The following is a 13,805-nucleotide window of genomic DNA, read 5'->3' on the forward strand; positions in this document are numbered from 1 at the left end:
CATCTACCCACCGATATGAGGAGGTTGGAATGCCGCGACCGACCGGCAACCCGAAACTGCGGGCCGCGCGTCTCGCAGCTGGCTACCGCTCGCAGCAGGATCTCATCGACGCGCTGAGCGCCCGTGGAATCGTCGTCGGCCGACGGCAGGTTGGCCGGTGGGAATCAGCGTCACCGCCACTTCCGTACCCGGACGTACGTCGCGCGCTCACGGACCTGCTCGGCCAGCCGCTCGAGCAGCTCGGCTTTGAAGCAGCGGCTGGCGGTGAGCACGAACACAGGACCGCTGCCAGCTCCCTCGCCCCGGCCAACCGCGGTCCGGTACGGACCTCGAACGCGCCCCAGCCGGCCAGCGCGGCCGACGACTATCTTGCGGTCACCCGCGCACACCGGCGCCTGTACTGGACTGTCGCCCCGGCAACACTCCACCCGGCAGTCGGCGCACACGCGGCGCTGGGCGAGCAGCTGTTGGCGGCCACCGCCGGGCGGACCCGACAGATGCTCGCGGCCGCCCTCGCCGAGTCGTGGCTTCTGGCTGGGCGGGTGGAATTCTTCGACCTGCGCGAGCCGTCCCGCGCGGGCGACACGTGGGTCCGGGCGCTCCAGGCCGCGGGTGAGGCAGACGACGCGCTGCTCGGTTCCGCCGTCCTGGCGCACATGGCCTTCATCCCCGGATGGGCTGGCCAGCGTGAGGCCGCCGCTGAGCGGATGGTCGCGGCCCGGACGTACGCCCGGCGAGGCCCGGCGAGCCCCGAGTTCCTGGCGTGGCTGGACGCGGTCGAGGCCGAGTGCGAGACCCGGTGCGGCAGCACCCGCACCGCGCTCAACCTCATCACGCACGGAGAGGACGTTCTCGCGGCCGGCGGCGAGCACCAGAACCCGGAGTGGATGGACTGGTTCAGCCCTGTCCGTCTGGCCGCGTTCAAGGGCAACACCCAGTTGGCCGCCGGGCATCTGCCGCAGGCCCGTGCGACGCTGCTCGGCGTGCTGGAGGAACTCCCGGCCGACGCGGACAAGCAGCGCACGGTCATCCTCGGCGACCTCGGCACGGTCGAGGCCGCCGCAGGGCAGCCGGAAGCCGCCGCCGGGTACGCGCTTCGGGCACTCGAGATGCTGGAGCGGCACTGGTACGCCACGGGCCTGGAGCGGGTCCGCGAGGTGCGGCGCGCCCTCGTGCCGTGGCAGCACCAGGAGTGCGTCCGCAATCTCGATGACCGGCTGTACGGGTGGGGAGCGGTGGTCAGCGCGCTCGCGAATTGAACTCGGAGATCAGGCCCGGCAGCTCGGCGAGGCTGTCGATGCGGAATGTCGGCAGCGTTCGGGCCTCCTCGGTGTTCCACTGGATGGTGGCCCATGGTCCCCGACGGATCAGCGCGGTGTGCATGCCCGCAGCGGCTCCCGGGCGGAGGTCGTTGTCGATGCGGTCACCGACGTAGAGGATTTCGTCCGGCGCGAACGGGACGACCTTGGCCACGCGGACGAAGAACTCCGGGTCGGGCTTGCTGGCCCCCCAGTCGTCCGAGGTGCCAATCAGGTCGACGTCCCTGGTGAAGAGGGATCGCAGGATTCCGCCCGCGCGCACGGTCTGGTTCCCGGCAATGCCGAGCCACAGCCCGTCGGCGCGCAGCTGCGCAAGGGCGGGTCGGACGTCCGGGTAGAGGTCGGACTCATCGAAGTGCTCCGGCTGGCCGGCGGCCGCGCGAGTCTCCCGCTGCTCGGTCAGATCGAAGCTGGGCCGGAACTCCTGGAAGACCTCGCGGTAGTCGCGGCCCTGCGCTACGACCGCGCCGAACATCGCGGCGAAGGTGTGACGCGGGACGCCGAGCCAGTCGGCCCACGTGCCGTACTCCCGTGTCTCGTCTACGAGGCACTCGCCGACGTCGAAAACCACAGCGCGAATCGTCATGCATGCAGCCTAGTCACGGGCCCGGACGCTCGAAAGGGCCCCCTCCCGCCCGTAGGCGGAAGGGGGCGGTGTGCTGCTGACCTCCGTCGCGACGAGTTGGCCCCGAGGTCAGCGTCCGATGACGGGGTAGTGGTCCGAAAGGTTCGTGTAGGTGTAGGACGTGCCCCAGCTGGAGACCGTCCAGGGGGCCGACTGCTCCTTGACCACGTTGTTCTCCCAGCCCGCCGGGCGGGCGTTGCCCTTGCGGTAGAGGACGTAGTCCAGGTCCTCGCGCGGGTCGCTCGGGTAGCGGTAGGACGCTATCGAGTTCATCGCCGTGTCGAAGGAGTACGGGTGGCCCGTGCGCGTGTCGGAGCCGGCCAGGTCGGCGTTCGCGAGCATGGAGGCGTACTCGGGGGTGCGGGAGTCGACGTTCATGTCGCCCGCCACGATGACCTGTTCGCCCGCCGGGATGTTCTTCCCATCCAGGAACGCGTCGATGGAGCGGAACTGGCGGGCGCGCATCTCGGCCGCCTCGCCCGCGCCGCAGCCCGGGTCGGTGGACTGGGCGTGCGTGCCGACGACGTGCACCTTGGCGCCGTTCACGTCCAGCACGGCATAGGCGAAGCCCTTGTTGGACCACCAGTCGGCGCCACAGGCGTCCTTGTAGACGACCTGCTCCTTGCGCACGATCGGCCACTTGCTCAGGATCGTGACGCCGCCGTCCTCCGGGGTGGTGGAGGAGTACGCGCCGCCCGTGGCGTCCCAACCCGTCGTGCTCCGGCCCACGACCGGGGTCTGGTGCGGGTACTGCGAGGCCGAGTTGGCCTTCAGCGCGTCCGAGGCGGCGTTGTCGAAGGCCTCCTGGATCACGACGACGTCGTGGCCCTGGTAGAAGGAGGTCCGCGGGATCTGCGCCGCCCGGTGGTCCTGGCCCCAGTTGGGGTAGAGGTTCTTGCTCATGAGGAACACGTTGTACGACAGGACGCTGAGCCGCGGGGCGGCGGCACTGTCCGTGGCTGCGCCGGCCGCGGCCGTGGCGGCGGGCGCGGTGGTGAGCGCCAGGGCGCCGGCGGCGATCGCGGCGACGGCCGCGGCGGCGGCACGGTGGCGGCGGTACTCGGTGTACGGCATGGAGTCTCCATCATTCCTGCGGGGGGAAGATCGGCTCCGTCATCCAAGCAGCCGCGGTTACCTTCGGGTAACACCCAGGACAAGACTTTCTGTCGGGACCGAGGACTTCTCGCGCTCGCATACTTGAGACATGAAGAAGACGACGCGGGCCGGCCCCGGCGGGCAGGCGCAGGCGCAGCCGCGGACCGATCCCGAGCCGCCGCCGCCCGGCGGCGTGCTGTGGACGATCGCCGGAGACGTCCGCGCCCTGCTGATGCTGCCCGCCGCCTTCACCATGCAGGTCGCGCACCCCGCCATCGGAGCCGGCGTCGACCAGTACTCGGTCTTCCGCACCGACCCCTGGGGGCGCGGCGAACGCTCACTGCGCTCCGTCCAGCTGTGGGTGTACGGCGGGACCGAGGCCGTCGAGGAGGGCCGCCGGGTGCGCCGCCTCCACCAGCGGATCCAGGGCACCGACACCCGCGGACGGCCCTACCACGCGCTCGACCCCGCCTGCTACGCCTGGGTGCACGCCACCGGCTTCCCCGTCTACCTCTACGCCGGGCGCTACCTGCTGCGCCCCTTCACCCCCGCCCAGGAACGGCAGCTCTACCAGGAGTGGCTCCAGGTCGGCCGGATCCTCGGGCTGCGCGACCGGGACATGCCGCGGAGCATCGAGGAGTACTGGGAGTACTACCGCCGGATGCTGGCCGAGGAGATCGAGCCGACCGAGGTCGCCCGTGAACTCGTCGCCACCGACGTGGACCTGCCCCGGCCCGACGCCGGATCCCCGGCCGTGCGGCTGCTGCTGCGGCTCACCTGGCCGGTACTGCGCTCGGCGTTCCTGCGCCTGCGTGCCTTCGTCACCGTCGGGTACATGCCGCCCGAGGCGCGCGCCGCGATCGGGCTGGAGTGGAGCCCCGCCCAGGAGCGCAGGCTCCGGCGGTTCAGTACGGTCGTACGGCTCCTCGTACCGCTGTTGCCGGAGCGGCTGCGGTACCTGCCGATCGCGCGGGCGGCGCGGGCCCGATGGCGCGCCGCCGCCCGCTGACGGGCCTCAGACCTCAGTGGCCGTCGTCGTGGCCGTGGTCGTGGACCGTGTTCGTCTCGGCGATCTTCTTCCAGGACTTCGGCTCGACGGGCCGGGCCGGGGCCGTCTGGAGCGAGCGGGCCGTCGGATCCGCAGCCGCGCCCTTCAGCGCGGAAGCCTCCGGCTTGCCCGAGGTGTAGAGCCAGGTCTCGAACAGCTGGGCCAGCGGCTTGCCGGAGATCTTCTCCGCGTACCGGACGAAGTCCCCGACCCCGGCGTTGCCGTAGGCCCGCTCGGTCGGCCAGCCCTTCAGGATCCGGAAGAACTTCTCGTCGCCGATCTCGTTGCGCAGCGCCTGCACGGCGAGCGCGCCGCGGTCGTAGACGGCCAGGTGGAACTGGTTGTCCGGGCCCGGGTCACCCGGCTTCACCTGCCAGAACGCGTCCTCGGCCGGGCGTACGGAGTAGGCCCAGTCGGCCAGTTCCCGCGCCGTGCCCTCGCCCTCCTTCTCCGACCACAGCCACTGGCTGTAGCGGGCGAAGCCCTCATTGATCCAGATGTCCTTCCAGCCCTCGACGGACACGCTGTCGCCGTACCACTGGTGGGCCAGCTCATGCACGACCACGGAGACGTTGGCGCCGTTCTGGAACTGGCGCGGACCGTAGAACGGCCGCGTCTGCGTCTCCAGCGCGAAGCCGGCGCTCACGTTCGGCACGTAGCCGCCCAGCGCGTTGAAGGGGTACGGCCCGTAGAGGCCCTCCAGCCACTCGGCGACCTCGGCCGTCCGCTCGACGCTGGCGCGCGCCGCGCCCGCGTTGTCGCCGAGGTCCTTGCTGTACGCGTTGAGGACCGGCAGCCCGCTCGCCGTCCTGTCGGTGGTGATGTCGAACTTGCCGACGGCCAGAGTGGCGAGATACGTGGCCTGCGGCTTGTTGGACCGCCAGTTGTACCGGGTCCAGCCCAGGCGCGATGTCTGCGACTGGAGCACGCCGTTGCTGATCGCCTGGGTGCCGTCCGGCACGTTGACGGAGACGTCGAAGGTGGCCTTGTCCAGCGGGTGGTCGTTGCTCGGGAACCACCAGATGGCCGAATCCGGCTCCTGCGCGGCGACGCCGCCGTCGGGCGTACGGTGCCAGGCCGTCCAGCCGTCCACCTTCAACTCCGAGGGCTTGCCCGCGTACTTGACGACCACGGTCAGTGGCGTGTTGCGTGCCACCGGCTTGGCCGGGGTCACTTCCAGCTCCTGAGTGCCGGAGGTGGCGAACTTCGCCGTGGCCCCGTTGACCCGGATCTCGCTGACCTTGAGCCCGAAGTCGAGGTTGAAGCGGGACAGGTCCTGCTGGGCGGTGGCCAGGAGGGTGGCGGTGCCTTCGAGGAGGTCGGTGGTGGGCTGGTACTTCAGGCGCAAATCGTAATGTGACACGTCATATCCGCCATTGCCGCTGGCCGGGTAATAGGGGTCGCCGATACCCGGGGCACCCGGACCGGAACTCGCCGCCGACGCCGGGATCACCAGCAGCAGGGAAGCGGCGAGCACGCTCGGGGCGATGACTTTGCGGTGCACGAAGGCTCCAAGTGATAGGGGAGACACGTCGGTTCAAGGTCTCGTCGGTCGACCGTATTCACGCGCGGCGCCCCACGTCATGTCCATGGCCGCTGCCGACACATGATCGCCACGCGTCCGAAAAACGCCCGTGAGAACGACCGTGCCGCACGCGGCGCTCGCGCCCACGGGCCGCCGCGCCTTCACGACATACTGAGCAGTCGGTAACCTGGCCCGCATGACGCTTCCCCCGCTCGCCGCACGGCAGTGCTGGCACGCCGCGATCAACCCGCTGCACTCGACCGCCTACTTCTCGCGGGACACCGCCAAGGAGTTCGCCGGCCTCGGCATCACGCACCCCGTCGCCGTCAACCTCGCCGCCCGCTCCGCCGCCATGGGCGCCGTGGGCCCCGGCACGGTGACCGCCACCTTCTACAACTACCGCCACGACCTGGTCGCCGCGCACCTCCCCGCCGTCTGGGACACCGCCTCGCCCGAGCAGGTCCTCGCCGCCCGGCTGCGCGCCGTCGACACCACCCTGCGCCGCCTGCTCGGGGCCGAGACCATCGCCTCCCCGGAGCTGGCCGAAGCCGCCGACCTGGCCCTCCGCGCGGCCGAGGGCTGCACCCGGCACGCCCGGCCCCTCTACGCCGCCCACGCCGACCTCCCCGTCCCCGAGGAGCCGCACCTGCGGCTGTGGCACGCCGCCACCCTGCTGCGCGAGCACCGTGGCGACGGCCACCTCGCCGCCCTGCTGCTCACCGGCATCGACCCGCTCGAAGCCCTGGTCAGCCACACCGCCACCGGCCGCGGCATGGCCCCGAAGTGGGTCAAGGCCATCCGCGGCTGGGACCAGGGCGACCTCGACGCCGCCGCCGACCGGCTCCGCGCCCGCGGCGTCCTGGACGCGGCCGGCGAGCTCACCGATGAGGGCAGGGCCGTACGCGAGCACCTGGAGGCCGAGACCGACCGCCTCGACGCGGCCCCGTACGAACACCTCGGTGCGGCGGGCCTGGCCCGGCTCGGCGAACTGGGCGGCGCCTTCGTCAAGAAGGCCATAGGCGCCGGGGCCTTCCCCCGCGACCTCTTCGGCAAGGCCTGACACCGGGCCTGGCACCGGGCCTGGCACCGGGCCTGACGCCGGGCCTGACACCGGACCCGACGGTGACGGGCACCGGTTCCCGACGTCCGTCACCGTCACCTGCCACAATTGGCAGCCTTCCACGCAAACGAAGGCAGGCGGGACCGCACAGTGACGATGTCCATCGAAGGCAGGATCGCCGAGGAGCTCGGCGTACGGGAGCGGCAGGTCAAGGCCGCCGTCGAGCTGCTCGACGGCGGTTCCACCGTCCCGTTCATCGCGCGCTACCGCAAGGAAGCGACCGAGATGCTCGACGACGCCCAGCTGCGCACCCTGGAGGAGCGGCTGCGGTATCTGCGCGAGCTGGAGGACCGGCGCGCGGCGATCCTCGACTCCGTACGGGAGCAGGGCAAGCTCGACGCCGAGCTGGAGGCCCGGATCAACGCGGCCGACACCAAGGCCCGGCTGGAGGACATCTACCTGCCCTTCAAGCCCAAGCGCCGCACCAAGGCCCAGATCGCCCGCGAGGCCGGCCTGGCGCCGCTCGCCGAGGGCCTGCTGGCCGATCCGTCGGTGGAACCGGCCGTGGCGGCGGCCGCGTTCGTGGACGCCGGCAAGGGCGTCGCCGACCCGGCCGCCGCGCTGGAGGGCGCCCGCGCCATCCTCACCGAGAAGTTCGCCGAGGACGCCGACCTGATCGGCGAGCTGCGCGAGCGCATGTGGGGCCGCGGCCGGCTCGCCGCGAAGGTCCGCGAGGGCAAGGAGGAGGCGGGCGCCAAGTTCGCCGACTACTTCGACTTCGCCGAGGCCTTCACCGCGCTGCCCTCGCACCGCGTCCTGGCCATGCTGCGCGGCGAGAAGGAGGACGTCCTCGACCTCACCCTGGAGCCGGAGGACCGCGAAGACACGGCAACCCCCGGCCCCTCCACCTACGAGGGGATGGTCGCCCGCCGTTTCGGCATCAGCGACCGCGGCCGTCCGGGCGACAAGTGGCTGGCCGACACCGTCCGCTGGGCCTGGCGTACGAAGATCCAGGTGCACCTCGGCATCGACCTGCGGACCCGGCTGCGCGCCGCCGCCGAGGAGGAGGCCGTACGCGTCTTCGCGGCGAACCTGCGCGACCTGCTGCTCGCGGCCCCCGCCGGCACCCGCGCGACGCTGGGCCTGGACCCCGGTTTCCGTACGGGCGTCAAGGTGGCGGTCGTCGACGCGACCGGCAAGGTCGTGGCCACGGACGTGATCTACCCGCACGTTCCCGCCAACAAGTGGGACGAGTCCCTCGCCAAGCTCGCCCGCCTGTCCAAGGAGCACGCGGTCGAACTGATCGCGATCGGCAACGGCACGGCCTCCCGCGAGACCGACAAGCTGGCCGCCGACCTCATCACCCGCCACCCCGACCTGGGCCTGACCAAGGTGATGGTCTCGGAGGCGGGCGCCTCCGTGTACTCCGCCTCCGCCTTCGCCTCGCAGGAACTCCCGGAGATGGACGTGTCCTTGCGCGGCGCCGTCTCCATCGCCCGCCGCCTCCAGGACCCGCTCGCCGAGCTCGTCAAGATCGACCCGAAGTCGATCGGCGTCGGCCAGTACCAGCACGACCTCTCCGAGACGAAGCTGTCCCGCTCGCTCGACACGGTGGTCGAGGACTGCGTGAACGGTGTCGGTGTGGACGTCAACACGGCCTCCGCGCCGCTGCTCTCCCGGGTGTCGGGCATCAGCGGCGGGCTCGCCGAGAACATCGTGGCCCACCGCGACGCCAACGGCCCCTTCCGCAGCCGCAAGGGGCTCAAGGACGTGGCCCGGCTGGGTCCGAAGGCGTACGAGCAGTGCGCGGGCTTCCTGCGGATCCGTGACGGTGACGACCCGCTGGACTCCTCGGCCGTGCACCCCGAGGCCTATCCGGTGGTCCGGGCGATGGGGAAGACGGCGGGCGGCGAAGTGGCGTCCCTGGTCGGGAACACCGCCGTACTGCGCTCCCTGCGGCCGGAGCAGTTCGTCACCGAGGCCTTCGGCCTGCCGACGGTCACGGACATCCTGCGCGAGCTGGAGAAGCCCGGCCGGGACCCGCGCCCCGCCTTCAAGACCGCGACCTTCAAGGAGGGCGTGGAGAAGATCGGCGACCTGGCCCCCGGGATGATCCTGGAAGGTGTCGTCACCAATGTGGCCGCCTTCGGCGCCTTCATCGACGTCGGCGTCCACCAGGACGGCCTGGCGCACGTCTCCGCCCTGTCGAAGACCTTCGTCAAGGACCCGAGGGACGTGGTGAAGCCGGGCGACATCGTCCGGGTCAAGGTGATGGAGGTGGACATCCCGCGCAAGCGGATCTCGCTGACGCTGCGGCTGGAGGACGAGGCCGGGGCGGAGCGCGGTGCCGGTGCCGTTGCCGGCGCCCCCAGGCAGCGGGAGGAGCGGCGGGGCGGCGGCCGGCCCCCGCAGCAGCGCGGCCCGGCGGCCCAGGGCGGTCAGGGCGGCGGCCAGGGCAGCGGTCAGGGCGGCCGGCGTGGCGAGGGCGGTCAGCGCGGCCAGGGTCAGGGCCGGCCCGGCGGCGGACAGCGGCAGGGAGGCCAGGGAGGGCAGGGCGGCCAAGGTGCTCCGGCTCAGGGCGGGCAGCGTTCCGGCGCCCCCGCGCCCGCCAACAGCGCCATGGCCGACGCCCTGCGCCGGGCCGGTCTCACCGGCCCCGAGGAGCGCCGCAAGCGGTAGTGAGCGGGGTCGGCAGGAATGGCCGAATAGGCACCCCACCTGGGGACTTCTCTTGCCAACTCCCGTAAAGGATCTGTAGGGATGGTGGAACGCCCGTTCGTCACGCGCGGACGGGCTTCCGCATTTCCCCTCCGGGACCGCACTCCCGAGGCCGCCTCCAGGCAGAGGACGTTATGTCGATGCCCACGCACGCCTACCGACGCTGCCCGAGAAAGGATCCGAAGAGGGAACACATGCCCTATCGGAATCTCAGCCTGCGCAAACGATGCGAGATCATTCTCAGCCATCTGGATCTGCCGCATCCGTTCTCCCTCGACAGCCTGTGCGCCCGGATGGCCGACCAGCGGGCCCGTCCCATACGCCTGCATCCGCTGCCCCGGGAGGCGGCGGAATCCGGCGTCTGCGGACTGTGGGTCGGCACCGCGACCGTCGACTACGTCTTCTACGAGTCCCAGACCACCCCGCTGCACCAGGAGCACATCGTGCTCCACGAGCTCGGCCACATCCTCTTCGGCCACCACTCGCTGGAAGGAGAGGAGATCGACGGCCGGGCCCCCGTCGTCCTCGGCCGCACCAACTACAGCACCCGCCAGGAGCAGGAGGCGGAGATGCTCGCGAGCATGATCCGCACCCGCACCTCGGGCTCCGGCCGCTCCGGGCACACCACCGCTCCCCGGGGCGCCCTCGCCCGGCTGGAGTCGGCCATGGGCTACGAGCGGGGTCCGCGCGATGGCAGCTGACCTCATGGCCATCGGCGACTGGCTCGCCGTCCCCAGCGTGGTGTGCCTGTGGATCGCGGTCCTGCTGCGGGCCCCCGGCGCCCTGCGCTCCCCGCACCAGCGCGGCCTTTGGCTCGCGGTCGCCACCGCCGCCGCCGCGATGACCCTCAACCTGCCCGCCGTCGTCACGTACGCGATGAGCCGCGACCCCGGCTACGCGCACACCGTCGGCCTCGTCCGCAACCTCATCGGCGTCCTGTCGGCGGGCGCGGTGCTCTACTTCGTGGCCGCCGCCACCCGGGGCCGCGTACTCCAACGCGCCTCCTGGGCGGGCACGGTGCTGTGGCTGGGGACTCTCCTCGTCCTGGACGCCGCCGCGCCGGACCACGGCACGCACACCATGCCGCCCTCCGGCGACCCGGTGCCTTCCCTCGCGTACTGGCTCGTCCTGATCTCCGCCCACCTGACCGCCAACACCATCTGCGTCTTCGTGTGCTGGCGCTACAGCCGCCGCGCCGAGAGCCGGGGACTGGCCGCCGGACTGCGCCTGTTCGGCCTCGGCACCGCGCTGGCCGGCCTGTTCTGGTTCGCCTACCTGCTCAAGGGCCTCTTCGGCAGCACCTGGGCGATGCCCGCGATGCCCCTGCTGATGAACCTGCACGGCCTGATCCGCGCCGCCGCGATCCTCGTGCCGACGCTGTTCACGCTGCGCCGCACCACCACCGACACCGTCACCGCCTGGCGGCTGTGGCCGCTGTGGCGGGACCTCGTCCAGGCCGTCCCGCACGTGGTCCTCTCCCAGCCGCGCGCCGGGCGGGTGCTGGAACTGCTGTGGCCGCCCGTGCCGCGCAACCTGCTTGTCTACCGCAAGGTCATCGAGACGCGCGACGCGATCCTGATCCTGGGCGAGTACGTGGCCCCGGGCGTCCCCGAGCTCGCGCGCAGCCATGTCGCCGGGAGCGGGATCCCCGAGCAGCGGCGGACGGCGGCCGCGCTGGCCTGCGTACTGAAGGAGGCGCGGGAGGCGAAGCTCGCCGGAAGGACGGGCCGGCCGGGCGATACGGCCGGGCTGGAGCTGCCCGCCGCGATCCAGACGTCCGCGGAGGGCGGCGACGTGGAGGACGAGGCGCGGTTCCTGGTGGACGTCGCCCAGGCCTACGCCTCGCCCGAGACGACCGCCTTCGTAGCAAGTGAGAAGCAGGAAGTGGACCGCACGTGAGCACGACCGTTCTGATCACCGGAGCCAGCGCCGGACTGGGCGCGGCCTTCGCGCGCGGCTTCGCCGCCAAGGGCTGCGACCTGGTCCTCGTCGCCCGGGACAAGGACCGCCTGGAGGCCGTGGCCCGGCAGCTCGCGGGCGAGTTCGGGGCGGCCTGCGAGGTGCTGCCCGCCGACCTGCTGGACGCGGGGGAGTGCGCGGCGGTCGCCGAACGCCTCGCCGACACCGCCCGGCCCGTCGACATCCTGGTCAACAACGCCGGATTCGGGCTGCCCGCGCCGTTCCCGTACAACCCGGTCGAGGACGAGGAGCGGATGCTCGACCTGCTGGTCAAGGTCCCGCTCAGGCTCACCCACGCAGCTCTGCCCGGCCTGCGGGAGCGCCGCCGGGGCGCGGTCCTCAACGTCTCCTCCGTCGCGGGCCTGCTGCCGACGGGGACCTACGGGGCCGCCAAGGCCTGGGTGACCGCCTTCAGCGAGTCGCTGCGGGTGGACATGGAGCCGTACGGCGTACGGGTGATGGCGGTGGTCCCCGGCTTCACCCGCACGGAGTTCCAGGAGCGTGCCGGGATGGACGTCAGCGCCCTGCGCGACGCGGTCTGGCTGGAGCCGGAGGCGGTCGTGGCCCAGGCCCTGCGCGACCTCGCCCGCCGCCGGCCGCTCAGCGTCACGGGCCGCCACTACCGGACGTACGCCCTCGCCGTCCGCCACCTCCCGCGCACCTTCGTGGCCCGCAAGCTGGCCCGCACCCGCCGGCCTCCGGGCCAGTAGGGCGGCGGCTACAGCTCCGTGACCCTGCCGTCCGCGACCTCCAGGCGGCGGGTCACGTGGACCACCTCCAGCATGCGGCGGTCGTGGGTGACCAGCAGCAGGGTGCCCTCGTAGGCGTCAAGGGCGGACTCCAGCTGCTCGATCGCCGGCAGGTCGAGGTGGTTGGTGGGCTCGTCCAGCACCAGCAGGTTCACCCCGCGGCCCTGGAGCAGCGCCAGGGCCGCCCGGGTGCGCTCGCCGGGCGAGAGGCTCGCCGCCGTGCGCAGCACGTGCGCCGCCTTGAGGCCGAACTTGGCCAGCAGCGTGCGGACTTCGGCGGGCTCAGTGTCCGGGACCGCCGCGCAGAACGCCTCCAGCAGCGGCTCGTCGCCGAGGAACAGCCCGCGCGCCTGGTCCACTTCGCCGACCAGCACGCCGGAGCCGAGGGTGGCCGCGCCGGAGTCCGGGGCGAGGCGGCCGAGCAGCACGGCCAACAGGGTGGACTTCCCGGCGCCGTTGGCCCCGGTGATCGCGACCCGGTCCGCCCAGTCGATCTGCAGGCTGGCCGGGCCCAGACGGAAGTCCCCGCGCTTGACCGCCGCTTCGCGCAGGGTGGCGACGACCGAGCCGGAGCGCGGGGCCGCCGCGATCTCCATGCGCAGCTCCCACTCCTTGCGCGGCTCGTCGACGACGTCCAGCCGCTCGATCGCGCGCTGCGTCTGGCGGGCCTTGGCGGCCTGCTTCTCGCTCGACTCGCCGCGCAGCTTGCGGCCGATCTTGTCGTTGTCGGACGCCTTGCGGCGGGCGTTGCGCACGCCCTTGTCCATCCAGTTGCGCTGCATCTGCGCCCGGCCTTCGAGGGCGGACTTCTTGTCGGCGTACTCGTCGAACTCCTCGCGGGCGTGGTTGCGGGCCCGCTCGCGCTCCTCCAGGTAGGCGTCGTAGCCGCCGCCGTAGAGGTTGATCTCCTGCTGCGCCAGGTCCAGTTCGAGGACCTTGGTGACGGTCCGCGTCAGGAACTCGCGGTCGTGGCTGATGACGACGGTACCCGCGCGCAGCCCCTTGACGAACTGCTCCAGCCGCTCCAGGCCGGCCAGGTCCAGGTCGTTGGTGGGCTCGTCGAGGAGGAAGACGTCGTACCGGGACAGCAGGAGGGAGGCGAGACCGGCGCGGGCGGCCTGGCCGCCGGACAGCGCGGTCATCGGCAGGTCCAGGCTCACTTCCAGACCCAGCTCACCGGCGACCTCCAGCGCCCGCTCGTCGAGGTCCGCGCCGCCGAGGTCCAGCCAGCGGTCGAGGGTGTCCGCGTACGCGTCGTCCGCGCCCGGGGTGCCGTCGACGAGCCCCTGGGTGGCCGCGTCGAGCTCCGCCTGCGCGGCGGCCACGCCGGTGCGGCGGGCGAGGAAGTCCCGGACCGACTCCCCGGGACGGCGCTCGGGCTCCTGGGGGAGGTGCCCGATGGCGGCGGTGGGCGGGGAGAGCCGCAGCTCACCGGTCTCGGGGGTGTCCAGCCCGGCGAGCAGCCGCAGCAGGGTCGACTTCCCGGCGCCGTTGACGCCGACGAGTCCGATGACGTCGCCGGGCGCGACGACGAGGTCGAGACCGGCGAAGAGCGTGCGCTCACCGTGCGCGGCGGTGAGGTTCTTGGCGACGAGGGTTGCAGTCATGATGCCCCGATCCTATCCGCGGGCCGCGGGGCGGGGCCCCGTGGCCGGATAGGTGGGATGCACGTCATTGCGGCCATGGGCGGTGGGTCACACCATGGAG

11 protein-coding genes are annotated in these 13,805 nt (G+C 72.2%); 7 read left to right on the forward strand and 4 right to left on the reverse strand.

Translation table 11 applies throughout. The features are described 5' to 3' along the window. Positions 1-29: 29 nt before the first annotated feature. The gene (locus tag ACWDYJ_RS16550) at positions 30-1,259 is read left to right on the forward strand and encodes a transcriptional regulator (protein ID WP_451566250.1); all 1,230 of its coding nucleotides are present in this window, start codon (positions 30-32) and stop codon (positions 1,257-1,259) included. Here the strand turns inward: ACWDYJ_RS16550 and ACWDYJ_RS16555 are convergent. Together ACWDYJ_RS16555 and sph are read right to left on the reverse strand one after the other, a co-directional pair. Continuing rightward, a complete protein-coding gene (locus tag ACWDYJ_RS16555; RefSeq protein ID WP_451566251.1) occupies positions 1,240-1,905 on the reverse strand; it encodes an HAD family hydrolase in 666 nt (221 codons plus the stop codon). The genes ACWDYJ_RS16550 and ACWDYJ_RS16555 overlap by 20 nt on opposite strands. 108 nt (positions 1,906-2,013) lie before the next feature. Next, positions 2,014-3,018, reverse strand: coding sequence for a sphingomyelin phosphodiesterase (gene sph, locus ACWDYJ_RS16560; protein WP_451566252.1), 1,005 nt, complete (start codon positions 3,016-3,018; stop codon positions 2,014-2,016). A gap of 130 nt (positions 3,019-3,148) precedes the next feature. On the opposite strand from sph, the gene ACWDYJ_RS16565 reads away from it, so the two are divergent. Beyond that, the gene (locus tag ACWDYJ_RS16565) at positions 3,149-4,048 is read left to right on the forward strand and encodes an oxygenase MpaB family protein (RefSeq protein ID WP_451566253.1); all 900 of its coding nucleotides are present in this window, start codon (positions 3,149-3,151) and stop codon (positions 4,046-4,048) included. Positions 4,049-4,061: 13 nt separating this feature from the next. Here the strand turns inward: ACWDYJ_RS16565 and ACWDYJ_RS16570 are convergent, their stop codons facing one another. Next, positions 4,062-5,591 carry a M1 family metallopeptidase gene (locus tag ACWDYJ_RS16570; RefSeq protein ID WP_451566254.1) on the reverse strand — a complete coding sequence of 510 codons (1,530 nt, stop codon included), beginning with the start codon at positions 5,589-5,591 and terminating at the stop codon, positions 4,062-4,064. A gap of 217 nt (positions 5,592-5,808) precedes the next feature. Here ACWDYJ_RS16570 and ACWDYJ_RS16575 point away from each other — a divergent pair, with 217 nt between their 5' ends. The 5 genes from ACWDYJ_RS16575 (at position 5,809) to ACWDYJ_RS16595 (ending at position 12,059) form a co-directional block, all read left to right on the forward strand. Continuing rightward, positions 5,809-6,672: an SCO6745 family protein gene (locus ACWDYJ_RS16575; RefSeq protein WP_451566255.1), complete on the forward strand. Its 864-nt coding sequence runs from the start codon at positions 5,809-5,811 to the stop codon at positions 6,670-6,672. A gap of 150 nt (positions 6,673-6,822) precedes the next feature. Further along, entirely contained in the window at positions 6,823-9,351 is a 2,529-nt protein-coding gene (locus tag ACWDYJ_RS16580; protein ID WP_451566256.1) for a Tex family protein, read from the forward strand. 233 nt (positions 9,352-9,584) lie between these two features. Next, the gene (locus ACWDYJ_RS16585; protein WP_451566257.1) at positions 9,585-10,091 is read left to right on the forward strand and encodes a hypothetical protein; all 507 of its coding nucleotides are present in this window, start codon (positions 9,585-9,587) and stop codon (positions 10,089-10,091) included. Beyond that, entirely contained in the window at positions 10,081-11,289 is a 1,209-nt protein-coding gene (locus ACWDYJ_RS16590) for an MAB_1171c family putative transporter (protein ID WP_451566258.1), read from the forward strand. Before ACWDYJ_RS16585 ends, ACWDYJ_RS16590 begins: the two co-directional genes overlap by 11 nt. Beyond that, positions 11,286-12,059: an SDR family NAD(P)-dependent oxidoreductase gene (locus ACWDYJ_RS16595; protein ID WP_451566259.1), complete on the forward strand. Its 774-nt coding sequence runs from the start codon at positions 11,286-11,288 to the stop codon at positions 12,057-12,059. Before ACWDYJ_RS16590 ends, ACWDYJ_RS16595 begins: the two co-directional genes overlap by 4 nt. Before the next feature lie 8 nt (positions 12,060-12,067). Here ACWDYJ_RS16595 and ACWDYJ_RS16600 read toward each other — a convergent pair whose 3' ends face one another. After that, positions 12,068-13,705 (reverse strand): ABC-F family ATP-binding cassette domain-containing protein, encoded by a 1,638-nt coding sequence (locus ACWDYJ_RS16600; RefSeq protein ID WP_451566260.1) that lies wholly within the window; start codon positions 13,703-13,705, stop codon positions 12,068-12,070. Between the last annotated feature and the right edge of the window lie 100 nt (positions 13,706-13,805).

This window comes from Streptomyces sp. NPDC003042 (assembly GCF_053591315.1).